The organism is Xanthomonas vasicola, from assembly GCF_000772705.2.
In the GTDB taxonomy this organism is placed as follows: Bacteria; Pseudomonadota; Gammaproteobacteria; order Xanthomonadales; family Xanthomonadaceae; genus Xanthomonas; species Xanthomonas vasicola.
This window is the reverse complement of sequence record NZ_JSBW02000004.1, coordinates 1-18,551: the sequence shown is the minus strand read 5'-3', so window position 1 is coordinate 18,551 and position 18,551 is coordinate 1. Positions and strand designations below refer to the sequence as shown.

The 18,551-nt window shown below is 65.4% G+C and carries 16 protein-coding genes, 1 other RNA gene and 1 pseudogene; 5 read left to right on the top strand and 13 right to left on the bottom strand.

Translation table 11 applies throughout. The features are described 5' to 3' along the window. Window positions 1–9 precede the first annotated feature (9 nt). Genes trpA through trpB form a run of 3 tightly spaced genes read right to left on the bottom strand, consistent with a single transcriptional unit; the run spans window position 10 to window position 2,554 of the window. On the bottom strand, window positions 10–828 hold the full coding sequence (gene trpA, locus NX05_RS01370; RefSeq protein WP_039430955.1) for a tryptophan synthase subunit alpha: 819 nt from the start codon (window positions 826–828) through the stop codon (window positions 10–12). Then, the gene (locus NX05_RS01365; protein ID WP_039430957.1) at window positions 825–1,340 is read right to left on the bottom strand and encodes a hypothetical protein; all 516 of its coding nucleotides are present in this window, start codon (window positions 1,338–1,340) and stop codon (window positions 825–827) included. Before NX05_RS01365 ends, trpA begins: the two co-directional genes overlap by 4 nt. Further along, window positions 1,337–2,554 carry a tryptophan synthase subunit beta gene (gene trpB, locus NX05_RS01360; RefSeq protein ID WP_039430959.1) on the bottom strand — a complete coding sequence of 406 codons (1,218 nt, stop codon included), beginning with the start codon at window positions 2,552–2,554 and terminating at the stop codon, window positions 1,337–1,339. Before trpB ends, NX05_RS01365 begins: the two co-directional genes overlap by 4 nt. A gap of 105 nt (window positions 2,555–2,659) precedes the next feature. Here trpB and NX05_RS01355 point away from each other — a divergent pair, with 105 nt between their 5' ends. Next, on the top strand, window positions 2,660–3,586 hold the full coding sequence (locus NX05_RS01355) for a LysR family transcriptional regulator (protein WP_039430960.1): 927 nt from the start codon (window positions 2,660–2,662) through the stop codon (window positions 3,584–3,586). Between the two features lie 408 nt (window positions 3,587–3,994). Here the strand turns inward: NX05_RS01355 and NX05_RS01350 are convergent, their stop codons facing one another. The 9 genes from NX05_RS01350 to prmB form a co-directional block, all read right to left on the bottom strand. Then, a complete protein-coding gene (locus NX05_RS01350) occupies window positions 3,995–4,663 on the bottom strand; it encodes a phosphoribosylanthranilate isomerase (protein ID WP_010366669.1) in 669 nt (222 codons plus the stop codon). After that, complete coding sequence (gene truA, locus NX05_RS01345; protein ID WP_039430962.1) at window positions 4,660–5,433, bottom strand: tRNA pseudouridine(38-40) synthase TruA; 774 nt, start codon at window positions 5,431–5,433, stop codon at window positions 4,660–4,662. Before truA ends, NX05_RS01350 begins: the two co-directional genes overlap by 4 nt. Before the next feature lie 167 nt (window positions 5,434–5,600). Continuing rightward, window positions 5,601–6,008 (bottom strand): VOC family protein, encoded by a 408-nt coding sequence (locus NX05_RS01340; protein ID WP_039430964.1) that lies wholly within the window; start codon window positions 6,006–6,008, stop codon window positions 5,601–5,603. Beyond that, window positions 6,005–7,960 (bottom strand): type IV pilus assembly protein FimV, encoded by a 1,956-nt coding sequence (locus tag NX05_RS01335; RefSeq protein WP_080764520.1) that lies wholly within the window; start codon window positions 7,958–7,960, stop codon window positions 6,005–6,007. Before NX05_RS01335 ends, NX05_RS01340 begins: the two co-directional genes overlap by 4 nt. A 546-nt stretch (window positions 7,961–8,506) precedes the next feature. Beyond that, a non-coding RNA gene (locus tag NX05_RS21415) (sX9 sRNA) lies at window positions 8,507–8,581 on the bottom strand. A 59-nt stretch (window positions 8,582–8,640) separates the two neighbouring features. Continuing rightward, the gene (locus NX05_RS01325) at window positions 8,641–9,666 is read right to left on the bottom strand and encodes an aspartate-semialdehyde dehydrogenase (protein WP_039430968.1); all 1,026 of its coding nucleotides are present in this window, start codon (window positions 9,664–9,666) and stop codon (window positions 8,641–8,643) included. An 81-nt stretch (window positions 9,667–9,747) separates the two neighbouring features. Next, window positions 9,748–10,821 (bottom strand): 2-hydroxyacid dehydrogenase, encoded by a 1,074-nt coding sequence (locus NX05_RS01320; protein WP_039430969.1) that lies wholly within the window; start codon window positions 10,819–10,821, stop codon window positions 9,748–9,750. Beyond that, the gene (aroC, locus tag NX05_RS01315; protein WP_039430970.1) at window positions 10,814–11,917 is read right to left on the bottom strand and encodes a chorismate synthase; all 1,104 of its coding nucleotides are present in this window, start codon (window positions 11,915–11,917) and stop codon (window positions 10,814–10,816) included. The genes NX05_RS01320 and aroC overlap by 8 nt, the downstream gene beginning before the upstream one ends. A 10-nt stretch (window positions 11,918–11,927) precedes the next feature. Then, complete coding sequence (gene prmB / locus NX05_RS01310; RefSeq protein ID WP_039430971.1) at window positions 11,928–12,854, bottom strand: 50S ribosomal protein L3 N(5)-glutamine methyltransferase; 927 nt, start codon at window positions 12,852–12,854, stop codon at window positions 11,928–11,930. An 80-nt stretch (window positions 12,855–12,934) separates the two neighbouring features. On the opposite strand from prmB, the gene NX05_RS01305 reads away from it, so the two are divergent. From NX05_RS01305 to NX05_RS21410, 3 genes and pseudogenes are all read left to right on the top strand, one after another. Further along, window positions 12,935–13,585 carry an SCO family protein gene (locus tag NX05_RS01305; protein WP_039430973.1) on the top strand — a complete coding sequence of 217 codons (651 nt, stop codon included), beginning with the start codon at window positions 12,935–12,937 and terminating at the stop codon, window positions 13,583–13,585. After that, window positions 13,582–14,430 carry an archaetidylserine decarboxylase gene (asd, locus tag NX05_RS01300; protein ID WP_010366694.1) on the top strand — a complete coding sequence of 283 codons (849 nt, stop codon included), beginning with the start codon at window positions 13,582–13,584 and terminating at the stop codon, window positions 14,428–14,430. Before NX05_RS01305 ends, asd begins: the two co-directional genes overlap by 4 nt. Before the next feature lie 46 nt (window positions 14,431–14,476). After that, window positions 14,477–14,602 (top strand): annotated as a pseudogene (locus NX05_RS21410) (phosphatidylserine decarboxylase); the annotation flags it as partial. Between the two features lie 396 nt (window positions 14,603–14,998). Here NX05_RS21410 and NX05_RS01295 read toward each other — a convergent pair. Then, on the bottom strand, window positions 14,999–16,582 hold the full coding sequence (locus tag NX05_RS01295; RefSeq protein ID WP_039430977.1) for a transglycosylase SLT domain-containing protein: 1,584 nt from the start codon (window positions 16,580–16,582) through the stop codon (window positions 14,999–15,001). Between the two features lie 294 nt (window positions 16,583–16,876). On the opposite strand from NX05_RS01295, the gene NX05_RS01290 reads away from it, so the two are divergent. Continuing rightward, window positions 16,877–18,382: a helicase HerA-like domain-containing protein gene (locus NX05_RS01290; RefSeq protein WP_039430979.1), complete on the top strand. Its 1,506-nt coding sequence runs from the start codon at window positions 16,877–16,879 to the stop codon at window positions 18,380–18,382. Window positions 18,383–18,551: the final 169 nt, after the last annotated feature.

The following is an 18,551-nucleotide window of genomic DNA, read 5'->3' as shown; positions in this document are numbered from 1 at the left end:
CGTGGTCGTCTATGCCTGGTCGAGGGCCTGGCGTAACGGGGCCAGGAAGGCCTCGGCGCGTTCGCGAGCGCTACGGACGTCGTCCGCTTCGGCCAATACGGCAACCAGAGCACTGCCGACCACCACGCCATCGGCATCCACGGCCATAGCGGCAGCGCTGGCGGCGTCCTTGATGCCGAAGCCTGCCACCACCGGTGCGCCGGCACGCTGACGCAACTGGCGCAGGCGGTCGCTGGCGGCATGGGTGTCGAGCAGGTTGGAGGCACCAGTGACGCCAGCGAAGCTGACGTAATAAAGATAGCCCTGCGCGGTGCTGCACAGCATGTCCAGGCGCTGCTCGCTGGTGGTGGGCGATGCCAGTGCAATCAGCGCCAGCCCAACCTCGGTAAAAGTGGTGCGCGTTTCATCGGCTTCTTCCGGCGGCAGATCGACCAGCAGCAGGCCATCGACGCCAGCGGCGACGGCCGCTTCGGCGAAGCGCCGCGTGCCGTGGATCTCGATCGGGTTGAGGTAGCCCATCAGCACCACCGGCGTGGCCGTGTCCTCGCGGCGGAACTCGTGCACCGCTTCCAGCACGTAAGCCAGGCCGGCGCCGCGCCCCAGCGCGCGCTCGGAGCTGCGCTGGATAGTGGGGCCGTCGGCCATCGGGTCGGAGAACGGCACGCCGAGTTCGATGACATCGGCACCGGCGCGCACCAGCGCGTGCATCACCGGCACGGTGGCCTCCAGCGACGGGTCGCCAGCGGTGATGAAGGGAATCAACGCCTTGCGGCCGGAGTGGCGCAGCGCATCAAAGCGCGCGGCGATGCGATCGGGCTGCCGGCTCATGCGCATCCCTCCACCAACTGCACGCCGTCCCAGGTTCCCCAATACATCGATCTCACGCTGCCTTCTCCAGTTTCATAGCGAACCGCGAACCCTCTGTGCGGGTCGCGCCAAGTCAAATAAAGATCGTTGCCGCCGCAGCTGCCATCGTGATGCGGTGCGACGCGATAGCCTGCCGGAAGACGCGCACGCGCGGCGGCTTCGGTGTCGCCCACAGAGCTCCCGAACGGACCAACTGTTGCGGCGTTGCTGACGCCAAATCCTGCAACACGCCCGTCCTGCAGCATCATCGACACGCCAGCGGGCAACAGCCCCGCCTCGACGTAATCCCAGTGTTCGATCTGGCCGGCATTGAAGTGCTTCCAGGTTGCTTGCGGCGCCAAGTCGATGAAGCGTTGGCCCATACGCACCGCGCCACTGCGATCCAGCGCAGGTGCTGCGGCGGCCACTGCAGGGGCAGATACAGACAGCAGCGCAGCCGCCCCAGCAAGGCTGCGCATGCGCTGTTGCTTCACAGGGTTAGGCCTTCGCGCGCCGCAATGGTGTGCACGTCCTTGTCGCCACGACCAGACAGATTGCACAACACCAACGCATCTTTCGGCATCTCGCGCGCGAGCTTGATCGACTGCGCCACCGCATGGCTGGATTCAAGCGCGGCAAGAATGCCTTCGGTGTGCGCCAGCAGATGGAACGCGGCCATCGCTTCGTCGTCGGTAATGCCCTGGTACACCGCGCGGCCGCTGTCGGACAGGAACGAATGCTCCGGGCCCACGCCGGGGTAATCCAGACCGGCGGAGATCGAATGGGTTTCGGTGATCTGGCCATCGTCGTCGCAGATCACATAGGTACGGTTGCCGTGCAGCACACCGGGGCGCCCTGCCGCGATCGACGCCGCATGGCGCCCGGTCGCGATGCCGTCGCCCGCCGCCTCGGCGCCGTAGATCTTGACGCCCGGGTCGTTAAGGAAGGCATGGAACAGACCGATGGCATTGCTGCCGCCGCCAACGCAGGCGCTGATCGCATCCGGCAGCCGGCCGTAGTCCTGCAGCATCTGCTCGCGTGCTTCGCGGCCGACAATGGCATTGAAGTCACGCACCATGCGCGGATACGGATCCGGGCCGGCCACGGTGCCGATGATGTAGAAGGTGTCCTGCACATTGGTGACCCAGTCGCGCATGGCTTCGTTGAGCGCGTCCTTGAGCGTGGCTGAGCCTGAAGTCACCGGAATCACCGTCGCGCCCAACAACTTCATGCGGTAGACGTTGATCTTCTGCCGCTCGATGTCCGTAGCGCCCATGTAGACCACGCATTCCAGGCCCAGACGTGCAGCGACGGTGGCGCTGGCCACGCCATGCTGGCCGGCGCCGGTCTCGGCGATGATGCGGGTCTTGCCCATGCGGCTGGCCAGCAGGGCCTGGCCGATGGTGTTGTTGATCTTGTGCGCGCCGGTGTGATTCAGGTCTTCGCGCTTGAGCAGGATTTGCGCCCCGCCCACTTCGCGGCTGAGCCGTTCTGCGTGATAGATCGGGCTGGGACGGCCGACGTAATGCTTGAGGTCCTTGTCGTACTCGGCGATGAAGGCCGGATCCTGACGCGCCAGATCGTAGGCGGCGGCCAGTTCCTGCAGCGGGCCGATCAAGGTTTCGGCGACGAACCGGCCACCGAACTTGCCGAAGTGGCCGGCAGCATCCGGATACGCGTAAAAGTCACTGATGGGCTGGGCCGACATGGAAATCCTCTGCAGCGATGCGTCATACGAGAAGAGACACTTTAGCGCAGCCACGGCCTGCGATAAATCGATAAGATTGCTGCAACCTGTGACTTGGAATCACACATGAGCGCGTCACTTCCCCCGCTGGCGGCGCTGCGTGCGTTTGAATCCGCCGCGCGCCTGCAGAGCGTCAGCCGCGCCGCGCTGGAATTGCACGTCACCCATGGCGCCATCAGCCGGCACGTCCGTTCGCTGGAACAGGCGCTGGGAACTGCGCTGTTCGCGCGGCAGGGCCGCGGCCTAGTGCTGACCGCAGCAGGCATGAGGCTGCGCGATGCCACCAGCGAAGGCTTTGGCGTGATCGGCCAGACCTGGGCAGCGTTGCAGCGCCCGGCCGCCGAGGCGCCACTGGTGCTGGGGTGTTCCGGTAGCCTGCTGGCACGCTGGGTGATCCCGCGCCTGGGACTGCTGCAGCACGACCTTCCTGACCTGCGCGTGCACCTGTCAGCCAGCGAACAGCCGCCCGGCCCGGATCTGGACGGTCTGGATGCCGCCCTGCTGCTGGACACCCCGCCCTGGCCAAGCGAGTGGCAAGTGCACGCGCTGGGCGTGGAGTGGATCGGCCCGGTGCTGAGCCCGCAGCTCGCGTCGACCTTGCGGATCGACCGGAGCGACCCGGCCACACTGCGCGATCACGCCTTGCTCCATACCCGCTCGCGACCGCAAGCCTGGCCGGAATGGGCGCAGGCGCATGAACTGGCACCCGAGGCGCTGCGCTTCGGCACCGAATTCGAACACCTGGTGTATCTGCTGGAAGCCGCTGCCGCCGGCCTGGGGATCGCCATCGCGCCGCAGCCGTTGGTGGCGGCCGACCTAGCGGCCGGGCGCCTGCTGGCGCCGTGGGGATTCACCGCCACGCGCGGCCGCTGGGTACTGTGCGCCGCAAAGCGTAATCCGGACCCACGCATGGAACGGCTGGCGGATTGGCTTGGCAAAGCGTTGGCGAAAGACCAGCACACCTCAACAGCCATGGATGCAGCGAAAGCCTGAGCGGCTATCGCGGCCGGTCGATATAGCACTGCATCGCTAACCAAGAGGTGTTTACGAGCACGTGCACCGCCGAAAGCGACGCGTGCCGAGCGGACACGCCACACATCGGCACAGCGAGCAAGGCGGCGCAAAAACGCGCGTAACGGCGCGCACTGCAGGAACATGACCTAGCGCGCAATGGCCAGCGGAGTCGCCTCAAGTGGAGCCACGGCAGCCCGGTCAAACGAGCTAAACACTCATGTGCGGGGACGTCGCTAATCGCTGATCGTTAACCGGAATTCGAAATTCGAAATTCGAAAAGCATGCCAACGCTTACGCACTTGGCAAACTCGCCAAATCCCAACAAACCGCCGCGTGACGCGCATGCTGTTACGAATCCCAAATCACCACTCCCACCACTCCCACCACTCACGACATCTCGTGACAATCCGCCCGCCGCACTTCTTCAACGAACTTGCGCATCTTGTGACCATCTTTGATGCCGGGCGCCAGCTCCACACCGCTGGAGACATCCACGCCCCAAGGCAGCGTAGCCACAATGGCGTCGAATACGTTGTCGGCGTTGATGCCACCGGCCAGCAGAAACGGACGATGCAGGCCGGTGGGCAAGCGTGACCAATCGAAGGTCTTGCCAGTGCCGCCGCCCGCGCCGGGCGCATGGCTATCGAACAAAAAACCGGCGGTATTTGGGTAAGCCAACTGCAGCGTGCGCGCGTTGGCATCTTCGCCATTTACGCCGGTGCTGCCCATCGGTATCGCCTTGAGATACGGCAGATTGAAACTACGGCAGAACGCGTCGTCTTCTTCGCCGTGGAATTGCAACAAGGTCGGGCGCACGGTGCGCACCACTTCGCGCACTTCTTCCTTGGAGTTGTTGCGAAACAACGCCACCACATCGACCATCGGTGCGGTGGCCTGGCGCATCGCGCGCGCCTCGGCCGGTGCAACGCGCCGCGGGCTGCCATGCGCAAAGATGAAACCTACCGCGTCCACACCCAGCTCGCCGGCCAGCCGGATATCGCCGGCGCGGGTCATGCCACAGAACTTGATACGGGTGCGGTACAGCGATCGATTCATTGGGTCACCTCAGCAGGCAGATGCCACTCTGCAGGATACAGAGGCCCGATGAATACCAGACCTTGTGGCGGCGCTGTCGGGCCGGCCACAGTGCGGTCGCGTCCGGCGAGCAACGTCGCGATCCAGTCGGCCGGCTGCTCGCCGGTACCGACCAAAATCAGCGAGCCCACAATATTCCGCACCATGTGATGAAGGAATGCATTGGCCTGCACCTGCACCTCCACCACCTCGCCGATACGCTGCACATGGATGGCCTGCAAGTTGCGGCGCGCATGCAACGCCTGGCACTGCACGCTGCGGAATGCGCTGAAGTCGTTCTCGCCTAACAAGGCCTGCGCTGCCGCATGCATGGCATCGGCATCGAGCGGGCGACGCTCCCAGCTCAAGGTCTGCCGATACAGCGCCGGACGAATCTGCCGATTGAGCAGGCGATAGCGATAACGACGTGCGCGCGCGGAAAAACGCGCATGGAAGTCATCGGCTACTGGGACGCACCAGCGCACCGCGATCGACGGCGGCAGACGCGCCGTGGTGCCCAGCATCCAGCCGCGCGGCTCGCGGCGTGCGTCGCTGTCGAAATGCACCACCTGGCATTCGCCATGCACGCCCGCGTCGGTGCGACCGGCGCAGATCACCTGCACCTGCCCATCGGCGACCGACGACAATGCCGCCTGCAGGCTGGCCTGCACACTCGGGCCGCCATGCTCGCCCAACTGCTGCCAGCCTTGGAACTCGCTGCCGTCGTACTCCACGCCCAGCGCGTAACGCATCGGTACCTGCCTCTCAGTGATTGGATGAAATCCGCGCACCGGTCATGCAGATCATTCCATCGCAGGCGATGGTCGGCACGGCCCCGCCACTGCGGAAAACGTGAAGTGTACGAGCAGCAATGTCCGATGCCGAGCAGCGCGCGTGCAGTCAGCGCGCAGGCGAGTTGTTAGTCGTTGAATGCGACGCTGCGCTCGGACCACACGGCCAAGGTGGTGCCACCGGGCTCGCGGAAGTGAAAGCGGCTACCGCCGGGGAAGCCGAACACCGGCTTGACGATCTCTCCGCCCGCAACACGCACGCGCTCGAGCACCGGCGCCAGGTCATCGGCATACAGCACCACCAATGGGCCACCTTCGGCCGGCGCTGGCGCGGAGGTGCGGTAGAAGCCGCCGTCCAGGCGGCCGTCATTGAAGGCCAGATAATCCGGGCCATAGGCCTGAAATTGCCAACCGAACACCGTTTCGAAAAACGCGCGGCTGCCGTCCGGATCGACCGAGGCGAACTCCACGTAGTCGATCCGGCGCTCGCGTGCAGCACTTTCCTGTAGGGCCAGATGGTCGATTGCCGGGCTCATGCCAGGCGTTCCAGCAGCTCGGCGGCTTCAGCGCGGGTGACGTCATTGCCGGTGGCTGCAACTTCCAGCAGCAAGCCGCGCGCGGTGTCCTTGTCGCCCAGGTCCATATAGGCCAACGCCAGTTCCAGGCGATCGCGCCCGGCCGAGGCGAAGTCCCGGCTGGTGGTCGTATTGGGTGTCGCACTCGGTGCCACCGGCGGGCTATCGAAATCCACGCTGTCCTGCGTGGCGATCGGTGCGGCTGCAGCTGCGGATGGCACGTCGCTGATCGTGGGCTCCACGTCTGCGTGGTGCACCTCCACCGAATCGCGCGCCGCGTACTGAGACGACTCGTCAACCGGCGCAATATGCTGCGGTTCTGTCACCACCACTGGCGGCGTGGCACGCAGCGCGCGCCAGTCGTCGCTATTGATCGCCGCCGGCGCAGCGGCCGGCGCGGATAGCAGCGGCTCGCGGCGCAGCACGTCCGATAACGGTTGATGTGCCTCATGTGCGCGCTCGTCTTCGCGCAGATCTGCCTGCTCCAATTCGGTCTCGTGCAGCACGTCGCGTTCGCTCGGCTCGGTGGCCTGGGCTTCGTCTTGCGGCTCGGCGGTCTGCGTCGGCGCGCCAGGCAGGACGAAGTCGTACTGCCGGCGCGGCAACGGTGGCAGCGGCGACGGTTTGCGACGACGCGCAGCTAGCCACGCCACCACGGCAGCGACGATCAACACCAGCCCACCGATCAACCACATTGGAAAACCACTGCCTTGTTGCGCGGCCGCCGGCGCTTCTGACAGGCGCTTTTGTGCGGCCGCCAGATCGGTGTCCTTCATTGCGATCAGCGCTTGCTGTTGCTGCTTGAGCTTTTCCAGGTCGGCCACGCGGGTGCGCAGATCCTGCAATTCCGCATCGCGGGTGGCGATGTCTTCCTTGGCCTGTTGCAACTGTTGGTTGGCCGCCATCTCGCCCTCGGCTTCGGCACTGGTACCGGACGTGACGCCGGCCTTGTTGGTCTGACTCGCCACTGCAGGGGCGATTTCGAGCCGCGCACCGCCACCGGCCGCTGCGGCCGACGTGGCGGGTGGCGGGGTTGTAGCGGCAGCAGCGCCGGCTTCGGCCGGTTGCGGCACCGCCGAGCGTGCCTGCCGCCACTGCGCAGCCTGCTCGCGCACCATCACCGCCGCTTCGGCCGCGCCGACCTGCGCCAGCGCGTCTTCCTGCGGGGTGCGCAACACCGCGCCCTGCTTCAGGCGGTTGATGTTGCCGTTGATGAAGGCATCCGGATTGGTGCGCAGCAAGGCCAGCATGGTCTGGTCCAGCGAATGCCCGCTGGAACGCGCCACCACCGCGGCAATCTCCGACAAGGTCTGGCCCGAGCGCACGGCCGGCAACGCATCGCCGGCCTGCGTGGCAGACGCGGGCGGCGCACTGGCGGCTGCGCGGGCCGCGGGCTCGGTTCTGGCGGTGTCCTGTGCATCGCGGTTGGCAACCGGCGCAGCTGCCGGCTCGCGCGTGATGGCGTTGCTGGCACCAGCGCGCGGCGCCTGGATGGCCGGCTCGGCGATCGCGGCAGCGGTGCTGGGTGCATCGACCAAGGCGGAATATTCGCGCACCAGCCGGCCCTGGTCCCACTCCACTTCGATCAGGAAGTTGATCGCCGGCTGGTCCACCGCCTGGCTGCTGGTCACGCGGATCACCGCACGCCCACGCGCGTCCTGCGCGAACTGGAACTGCAGATTGCTGACCAGGCCTTGCGGGCGTTCCAGACCGACCCGCGCAAACGTGGTGGCCGATGCCAGCGCCACGCGCGCGTTGTCGAGTTCGCCCGGCTCGTTGGAGATGACCGGAATCTCGGCCACCAGCGGTTGCCCGGGCTTGGACAGCACCCGGATATCGCCCAACCCCAACGCCATGGCAGCGCCGCTGCAAGCCATCAGCAGCAACGCACCTATCCCTTGTATCGGACGCATCGCGCCCCCGCCCCTATGTTTCATGGGCATCAATATAGCCGCTGGATGAGCGAAAAAGTCGGCGCTGTGATGCAGAGCGCTGTGACGGCGCCACTGCCGCAGTGCGGCATGCATGTGCGGTCGATGCACACAGCGCGTACAGATCGGCGACAACGCTGCGATAGATATCACGCGCGCAGTGGTTCATCCGTGGCTTGCATGGTGCAAAAAACCGAGTGGGTGACACCATCGGACGCACAGATGCTGGCGCTGTCGGATCGCTGCAGAGTCGGCAACGGAGTGAGAGAAGCCGGCATCAGGACTGCGGCGCGGCGCAATCATGCCCACTTCGCCCACGTCCGGGGTTATTCGATATGCAGCGATACGCGCAGGTAGCGCATGCCTGCAGGCGCGCGATGACCACGCGCCTGCAGGTTGGACCCGAGTTGTTGAGGGCTGGAGCCATCTTCAACGCGCTGGCGTGCAACCTGCGGGAGCGCTTGCGCACGGTGATGCCTCCCAAGGAAGCATCTCGCGCGCGCCTGCAGGTGCAAGGCCGCTTGGAGCAGCTAACAAAACGCAGCGAACAGTCGTCATGCGGGTGAGGACGACGCACAGCAACCGCAACGTCCGCTGGCACATGCCGAACCCGAGCACCGCGCGGCCAGATGGCCGCTGCGCATTCGTTAGTACAGCAGTTCTTAGCCTTCCTGGGCGACCAGTTCGGCCAGCTGCACCGCGTTGAGCGCAGCGCCCTTACGGATGTTGTCGGAGACGATCCACAGGTTCAGACCACGCGGGTGCGAGAAGTCCTCACGGATGCGGCCGACGAACACCGCGTCCTTGCCGGAGGCGTGCGTGACCGGCGTCGGGTAGCCGCCGGGGGCGCGCTCGTCCACCACTTCCACGCCGGGCGATGCTTCCAGCAGCGCGCGCGCCGCTTCCACGGTGATCTTGTCGCGGGTTTCGATCGCCACCGCTTCAGAATGGCCGTAGAACACCGGCACACGCACCGCAGTGGGGTTCACCTGAATGCTGTCGTCGCCGAGGATCTTGCGGGTTTCCCAGACCAGCTTCATCTCTTCCTTGGTGTAGCCGTTGTCCTGGAAGTCGTCGATGTGCGGGATCAGGTTGAAGGCAATCTGCACCGGGAACCGCTGCGGGTCGATTTCCTGGAAGCTCAGCAGCTCGCTGGTCTGCTTGCCCAGTTCTTCCATCGCCGAACGCCCGCCGCCGGAGACCGACTGGTAGGTCGCCACATTGATGCGCTCAATGCCGTAGGTGCGATGGATCGGGCCTAGCGCCACCAGCATCTGCATGGTCGAGCAATTGGGATTGGCGATGATGCCGCGCGGGCGCTGCTTGAGCGCTTCCGGGTTGACCTCGGAGACCACCAGCGGCACGTCGTCGTCGTAGCGGAACGCCGACGAGTTATCGATCACCACCGCACCGGCCGCGGCGAACTTGGGGCCGTATTCCTTGGACACGCTGCCGCCTGCGGAGAACAGCGCGATGTCCACGCCGGTCGGGTCGAAGTCGGCCATATCCAGCACATCGACCTTACCGCCATTGAACTCGACCTGCCCGCCCGCCGAGCGCGACGACGCCAGTGCATACAGGGTGGCGACCGGGAAGTTGCGCTCGGCCAGAATGCTCAGCATGGTCTCGCCGACAGCGCCGGTGGCGCCCACGACCGCGACGTTGAAACGACGGTTTTCGTTGCTCATGAGGTTTGTCTTTATCGAAAGGGGAAAGAGGAAGCACTGCGCTGGGTTCGGGGAACCTCCAACGCTGGCCGCGGAGGTTCCCTATCGTTTGGTCGAAATGCTGCCGGTGACGCCGGTTTTCTTCGCGTCCGCGTCGGTACCGCCGTGTTTGGCAGCGGCAACCGCATCGGCATTGAGCGCGCTCGGCGGATGGCCGGCATGCGGGCCTTTGCCCAGCGCAGCGATCAGGTTGTCCACCGCCAGCTGCACCATCGCGCGGCGCGTGGCCAGGCTGGCACTGCCGATATGCGGCGTAAGAACGACGTTGTGCAGCGCCAGCAACTCCGGACGCACGCGGGGTTCGCCTTCGTACACATCCAGACCGGCACCGGCCAGTCGCCCGTTCGCGAGCGCATCGGTCAGCGCCAGCTCATCGACGATGCCGCCGCGCGCAATGTTCACCAACGTGGCAGTGGCGCGCATCTTGCCCAGCGCCGCTGCGTCGATGATGTGGTGCGAGTCCTTGGTGTACGGCAACACCAGCACCAGGTGATCGGACTGCGCCAGCAAGGTATCGAAATCGACGTACTGCGCGCCCAGCGCCTGTTCGGTGGCGGCCGGCAACTGGCTACGGTTGTGATACAGCACGCGCATGCCAAAACCGTGCACTCCGCGCCGTGCGATGCCCTGCCCGATCCGGCCCATACCCAGGATGCCGAGCGTGCTGCCATGGATATCGGCACCGAGCATGGTCTTGAACGACCATTGCCCCCATTGCCCGTCGCGCAGCCAGCGCTCGGATTCGGTGAGGCGACGCGCGGTAGCCATCAGCAACGCAAAGCCCAGATCGGCCGTGGTTTCGGTGAGCACATCCGGCGTATTGCTGGCAAGGATGCCAGCGGCGCTCAGCGCATCCAGATCCAGATTGTTGTATCCCACGCCAACATTGGCGATCGCACACAGCCGCGGCGCCGCGGCGATTTCGGCAGCGCCGATGCGCTCGTTGAGGGTGATCAGGGCACCGTCCAGTGGCGCCAAGTGCGCGGCCAGCTCGGCCGGCGAATACGCACTGACGCGCTCGGTGGTGGTCAGTTCGAAATGCTCGCCCAGCTGCGCGACGACATCGTCGAACAGCGGCTGGCTGACCCACACCTTGGCGCGACGCGCGTCAGACATCGACCTGACCGGGAATGCGCGGCGAGATCTCGCCAACATCGCCGCACTGCGCGCGGTGGCGCAGTGCCTGGTCCATCAACACCAGCGCCATCATCGCCTCGGCGATCGGCGTGGCGCGGATGCCTACGCAGGGGTCGTGCCGGCCGGTGGTGATGACATCGACCACACTGCCATCGGCATCCACCGTTGCACCAGGCAGGCGCAAGCTGGAGGTTGGCTTGAGCACCATCGAGGCGGTGACCGCCTGGCCGGTAGAAATGCCGCCCAAAATGCCGCCGGCATGGTTGCTGCGAAAGCCTTCCGGAGTGATCAGGTCGCGGTGCTCGGTGCCCTTCTGCGCCGCGCTGGCGAAGCCGTCGCCGATCTCCACGCCCTTGACCGCATTGATGCTCATCAACGCCGCCGCAAGTTCGGCATCGAGCTTGCCGTAGATCGGCTCGCCCCAGCCTGCCGGGACGCCGCCGGCCACCACGTCCACGCGCGCGCCGACCGAATCGCCGGATTTGCGCAGCGCGTCCATGTAGATTTCCAGCTCCCGCACCTGCGCGGCATGCGGCCAGAAAAACGGGTTGTCTTCCACCGCATCCCAGTCGAAACCGTTCGGGCGGATGTCGCCCAACTGCGACAGAAAACCGCGCACCAGCACGCCATAACGCTGCTTGAGCCACTTCTTGGCGATGACGCCCGCGGCCACACGCATGGTGGTTTCGCGCGCCGACGAACGCCCGCCGCCGCGCGGATCGCGGATGCCGTACTTCTGCCAATAGGTGTAATCCGCATGGCCGGGACGGAACTGCTGGGCGATATTGCTGTAGTCCTTGCTGCGCTGATCGGTATTGCGGATCAGCAAGCCGATCGGCGTGCCGGTGGTGCGGCCTTCGTACACGCCGGACAGGATCTCGATCTCATCGGCCTCGCGGCGCGCCGAGGTGTGCCGGCTCTTGCCGCTGGCACGACGCTGCAGATCGTGGGTGAACTCTTCCGGCGCGATCTCCAGGCCGGGAGGGCAGCCATCGACCACGCAACCGATCGCCGGCCCGTGTGATTCGCCAAAGGTGGTGACGGTGAACAGCTTACCGAACGCATTGGCACTCATGCGCGCAGGCTCATCGCTGCGCGGCCAGCTCGGCGATGCGTTCGCCGTGGGCGATCAATTCGCGGCATTCCACCGCGAAGATGCCCATCTGCCCTACCTTGAACTCGACCCAGGCCAAGTCCACTTCCGGCAGCAGCTTGATCAGATGCTGCTCGGATTCGCCCACTTCGCAAATCAGCAAACCGTCTTCGCTCAGATGCTGCGGCGCGTCGCGCAGGATTTTCAGCACCAGGTCCAGACCATCGTCGCCGGCGCGCAGGCCAAGTTCGGGCTCGTAGGAATACTCCTGCGGCAGCGCGTCGGTTTCGTCATTGGTGACGTATGGCGGATTGGTGACGATCAGGTCGTACTGGCGACCGCCCAACCCGGTGAACAGGTCCGACTTGAGCAAGCTGACGTTGTCGGCATGCAGGCGCGCCTTGTTTTCAGCAGCCAGCGCCAGGGCATCGTCGCTGATGTCCACGCCGTCCACATCCCACTGCGGGTTGTAGTGGCCCATCGCAATGGCAATACAGCCCGAACCGGTGCACAGGTCGAGCGCGCGGGTCACTTCACGGCCGCCCAGCCAGGGCTCGAAGCCGGCTTCGATCAATTCGGCGATCGGCGAACGCGGCACCAGGGCGCGCGCATCGCTCTTGAAACTCAGGCCGGCAAACCAGGCCTCGCCAGTGAGGTAGGCGGCCGGCGCGCGCTCGGTGATGCGACGCTCGAACAAGCCGAGCACCTGCTCTTTTTCCGAGCGCAGCAAACGCGCCTGGCCGTAGGCCGGGCCCAGATCGTGCGGCAGATGCAGGCCGTGCAGGACCAGCTGGGTGGCTTCGTCCAGCGCATTGTCGTAGCTGTGGCCGAAGGTCAGACCGGCTGCGTTGAAACGGCTGGTGCCGTAGCGGATCAGGTCGATGATGGTGTGCAGTTCGTCGGCCGCGGCGGCAGTCATGGCAACAACTAAAGAGGAATCGGCCCCCGATTATAAAGGTCGGATCGGTATCATGAGCGTCCGTTGCACTGGAAACCGCCATGTTCAATCGCAATACCGGCATCGTGCTACTGGTGGCGCTGGCCGCTGGCCTGGGGATGCTGCTGGGCCAGAAGTTCCTTGGCGACGCGCCCAGTTCGCCATGGCCGCCCACCAAGACAATCACGTTTTATCCGCAGCCGCGCCCGCTGCCGCAATTCAGCCTGCGCCAATCCGACGGCACCCAGTTGGTGCCCGGCGAGCTCAAGGGGCATTGGACGCTGGTGTTTCTAGGCTTCACCTTCTGCCCGGATGTCTGCCCGACCACCTTGACCGATCTGGCAGTGGCACAGCAGCAATGGGAAAGCATTCCCGACGGCTTGCGCCCGCGCGTGCTGTTCGTCTCGGTGGACCCGCAGCGCGACCCGCCGGCGCGACTGGGCGAGTATGCGCACGCCTTCCACAAGGACACCCTGGCCGCGACCGCGGACGTGCCGGCGCTGGAACGCTTTGCCGCCGCGCTGGGCTTTGTGTTCCAGAAGGTGCCGGGTAAGGGCTACGCGCAGAATCCCAACGACTACAGCATGGATCATTCGGCCGGCATCGCTGTTCTAGATCCGCAGGGCCGCCTGGCCGGGCTGATCCGTCCCCCGCTCGATCCGAAGGCGATTGCCGCCGACCTCCAACAGCTGACCAAGGTAACTGCACCGTGAGTCTTGTCACTTCCCTGACCTACGTGCTGCCGCACCGGTTGTTGTCTTCGCTGGCGCGCGCGCTGGCCTATTCCGAGACACCGTCCACCAAGCAGTGGTTGATCGACACGGTGACGCGCAAGTTCGGCGTGGACCTGAGCGAAGCGCAGGAGCCGGATCCGCGCGCCTATCCCACCTTCAACGCGTTTTTCACCCGCGCCTTGAAGCCCGGCGCACGCGTGCCGGACGCCGACCCAGCAGCATTGCTGATGCCGGCCGACGGCCGCATCAGCCAGCTCGGCTCGATTGAAAACGGCCGCATTTTCCAGGCCAAGGGGCAATCATTCACTGCTGCCGAATTGCTCGGTGACGAAGCCGCGGCAGTGCCGTTCAACAACGGCCTGTTCGCCACCGTGTACCTGTCGCCCAAGGACTACCACCGCGTGCATATGCCGTGGACCGGCACCTTGCGTGAAACCGTGCACGTGCCGGGCCGGCTGTTCAGCGTGGGCCCGGATGCAGTGCGCAACGTGCCGCGCCTGTTCGCGCGCAACGAGCGGCTGGTGTGCCACTTCGACACCGACTTCGGCCCGATGGCCTCGGTGATGGTCGGTGCGCTCCTGGTTTCCGGCGTGGAGACGGTGTGGAGCGGCGTGGAGATTCCGCGCTATGGCGACCGCATCACGCGCAAGGATTACCGCGGCAAGGGCATCGTGCTGGAGAGGTTTGCGGAGATGGCGCGCTTCAACTACGGCTCTACGGTGATCGTGTTGCTGCCGCCAGGTGTGGCGAAGCTTGATGGCGGACTTGGTTCCGAAACGTCGGTCCGGCTTGGCCAGGCACTCGCACGTCGTCAGCCTGGCTGACGCGCAGCGGCGCGTCCGGCATTCAGGCGCATCATTTCAATCAGGCGTGGCGCGCTTGAATTACGGCTCCACCGTGTTGCTGCCGCCGGGTGTGGCCAAGCTCGACGGAAGACCTGCAGCAGAGACATCGGTACGGCCGGGTCAAGCGCTCGCACGCTGGCAAGTGCGCTGACGCGCAGCGGCCCGTCCGGCATCTAGGCGCATCATTTGAGTGAGGCGCGGCGCGTCCATACGGCTCGAACCGTGATTGTCTTGCTGCCGCAGTGTGTCGCCATGCTCGATGGCGAACTCACTGCAGAAACGTCCGTCCGCCCCGGTCAGACACTTGCATTTCGCCGGCGGATTGAAGCGATGCCTGGTAGGAGCGGACCTGACCGCGAAGACGCATTCCCGACGACTCGTCTTGCATCCACGCGCCGTCTTCCAGCCTTCGATTGAGAACACACCGCCCAAGGGGGCGACCGGGACGGCTTCGTCGCGGCCGGGTCTGCGCCTACGGCAGCGAGCACAGGCCAGACGCACCGCCGTTGCAGGACTCGACTACCAGCACGGCACCGCCTTCGCAGGTTCAGCGGTCGCAACCCGCCAGCTTGATGCTCTGCCCCGGCTTGAGCGCGTACGAGGGCGCTTTCAAGCCGTTGGCCTTCGCCAGTTCCTTGATCTCGCATTGGTACTTTTGCGCGACGCGGCCGAGCGTGTCGCCCTTGGCAATGGTGTAGTTGCGCACCTGCTTGGCCTTGGGCTTGGCCACCACAGGTTTGCCGGTGGCCACGGTGGTCGGTACGCCGGCCATCTGGCTGACATCGCCCACCGCCACGCTTGGCACGTATTCGGGCGCACTACTGCTGCGGACGATTGCGTTATTGAGATCGGCAGTGATCAGCGTGCGAGCCAGATCCGCGCGCGGGCCGTTAACGCAGTAACGCGTGTAAAGGCTGGCGATGCGGTTGGTGGCGTTGATGACGGTGCCGGCCGGAATCCAGCCATCGGATTCATAGCGCGGATTGAGATTGCGCAGCGCACGCATGTAGCCGTCGCGCGTGCCCATGCTGCCCAGGCAGATGGTGAGTTCGTAGATGGTGGTCGACTTGGCCAGCTTGAGTGTGGCCGGCTGCGCATCGAGCTTGGGAAAGTCCACACCGTACTGGCGCGGGTGCAGGAAGATCCACGCCGCCGCAATCACCATCGGCACGTAGTCCTTGGTTTCGGCCGGGAACTGGTTGTAGACGTCCTGATCCCAGAAGCCGCGCCCACCGCTCTGCGAGAACACGCGCGCAGCACGGCCTTCGCCACCGTTGTAGGCGGCCAGCGCCAGTTCGATGCTGCGGTTGAGCTCGGCCATGCGCTCGTTGAGATAGGCGGCGCTGGCTTCGGCGGCGCTGCGTGCATCAAAACGCGTGTCGAAGCCGGTGCCGTCCGGGCCCAGCCCGAAGCGACGCCCAGTGGCCGGCATGAACTGCATCAGCCCGGCCGCGCCCGCGCGCGAGCTGGCGTGCACCTTGCCATTGGATTCCTTGGCCATGATGCCGAACAGCAGCGCCTCGGGAAGGCCGCGCTTCTGCCATTCCGGCCACATCACCCCGCGCAGGTTGCTGTAGTTCTCGTAGCTGGTGAGCAGCGCCGGGCGCATATCGGTAAGCCAGCGCCGGATGCCGGCCTGCACGGCCGGGTTGTACTGCACCATCTTGTCGAAGTCGTGGCGCTGGTCGTTGAGCAGCGTGGCAGCACGCGCGGCCTCGGGCACGCCGTTCGACGCCGGGCCAAGATGGTCCGGGTCGGCTTGCAGCAGCGTGTCGTCGTCTTCCGGATCTTCAGCCGCCGGCGCTTCGGCATCGGCGCGCGCCTTGAGCAGGCGCTTGTAGGTGGCCAATTGATTGGAAACCAGGCAGCCGCGCTGCTTGATGCAGGCGTCGATGATGTCTTCCATGTCCTCCAGCGCGGCATCGCCTTCGGCGGTGCCCTTGGGGTCGGAGTTGTTCACCAGCACCAGCGCATCGCGATAGCGTTTTTCGGCGGCGGCCATGCGCGCATCGAGCGCGGCAGCCTTCTCCGTGTCGCGTTTGGAGATAGCGTGGGCGGCGGGGACGACAGACATCAACGCAACCACGACCAGAACCGGCCATGGGCGCAAACCAAAATGAGCGAGCGGCATCGTAGGCAGTACAGCGGAAAGGCAGGCAGGGTAGCCGCCGGGGCGACACCGGGGCAAGGCGGCGGGGTCGCCGGGGTCAGTGGGCCGTTAGCTTGAGGCGAGTGATCCAAGCATGCAGCACCTGCAAACCGGCTCCCCGCGACGATGCGTGACTGAGCGTGCAGCTGCGGCGTGGCGTGTGCGTGATCAGCCGGTTTGATCGATGCTGCCGCGTCAGAAGCTGCTGATGTGCAGGCTGGCATTGCCCGCCGGGATTGCCCGCTAGAATCCGAACTTTCCCACCGGATCTGCGCAATGGCCTCGTTCCTGCTCGGCAAAGGCGTCACCGACGACATCCCGGTTGTGCTGGAAGGACGCTTCGGCAACCGCCACGGGCTGGTGGCCGGCGCCACCGGCACCGGCAAGACCGTGACCTTGATGACCCTGGCCGAAGGCTTCTCGCGGCTGGGCGTGCCGGTGTTCCTGGCCGATGTGAAAGGCGACGTCGCCGGCCTGGCCGTCGCTGGCGATGACGCGCCCGGTGTGCTGCAGCGCGCCAAAGAGATGGGCATTGCCGACTACGCCCCGGCCGCCAACCCGGTGGTGTTCTGGGACCTGTACGGCCAGCTCGGGCACCCGGTGCGTACCACCGTCAGCGAGATGGGCCCCACCCTGCTCGCGCGCATTCTGGAACTCAACGACACCCAGTCCGGCGTGCTCGACATCGTGTTCAAGCTGGCCGACGACCGTGGTTTGCTGCTGCTGGATCTGGACGACCTGCGCGCGCTGCTGGCGCTGGTCGTCGAAGAACGCAAGCAGCTCTCTACCAGTTACGGGCTGGTGTCCAGCCAATCGGTGGCCGCCATCCAGCGTTCTTTACTGCGTCTAGCGCAGGACGGCGGCGAGCAGTTTTTTGGCGAGCCCGCATTGGAGCTGGCCGAGCTGATGCGCGTGGCGCCCGATGGCCGCGGCGTCATCGGCATCCTGGCTGCCAACCAATTGGTGCTCAAGCCGAAGCTGTATTCCACGTTCCTGCTATGGCTATTGTCGGAGTTGTTCGAACGTTTGCCCGAAGTGGGCGACCTGGAACAACCCAAGTTGGTATTCGTGTTCGACGAGGCGCACCTGCTGTTCGACGATGCGCCACCTGCGCTGGTACAGCGCATCGAACAGGTGGTGCGCCTGATTCGTTCCAAGGGCGTGGGCGTGTATTTCTGCTCGCAGTTTCCAGACGACATTCCCGACAATATCCTCGGCCAGCTCGGCAACCGCGTGCAGCACGCATTGCGCGCCTACACCCCGCGCGACCAAAAGGTGGTCAAGACCGCCGCGCAGACCTTTGTCTGCAATCCCAAGCTCGATGTGGCCACCGCCATCTCCAGCCTGGGCACTGGCGAGGCGCTGGTGTCGCCGCTGCAGGGCAAGGGCGTGCCGGCGCCGGTGCAACAGACGCTGATCGCACCACCGCGTTGCCGCATGGGATCGATCACCGCACCCGAGCGCGCACAGGTGCGCGCCACCAGCCCGGTCGGCACGCGGTACGACACCGCCATCAATCGGGAATCGGCCGCAGAACTGCTCGCACGCCGTGTTGACCAGGTGACCGAACACAGCGCTGCCCCACCCGCTCGCACCCGCGAAGACGACGATGCGCACGACAGCGGCTTCGGCCAGGCAGTCAAGGATGCAGTCTTCGGCACCAGCCGCCGCCAGGGCATGCTCGAAGCAATGGCCAAGCAGACTTCGCGCACGGTGGGCAACAAGATCGGCCAGCAGATCGTGCGCGGTATTTTCGGCAGTATTTTTGGTGGGAAGCGTTGAACCTGGAAGTACAACCAACATGATTGTGCGCTTGCATGCAATGGTAATCCCCCCGCAGGTTAGCTGACGCCAGAAGTGGAATTTTCTCGTACCCTTTTCCGAGGAGGTTCCATGAAGACATCCCGCTTCACCGACAGCCAGATCATCGCCGTGCTCAAACAGGCCGAGG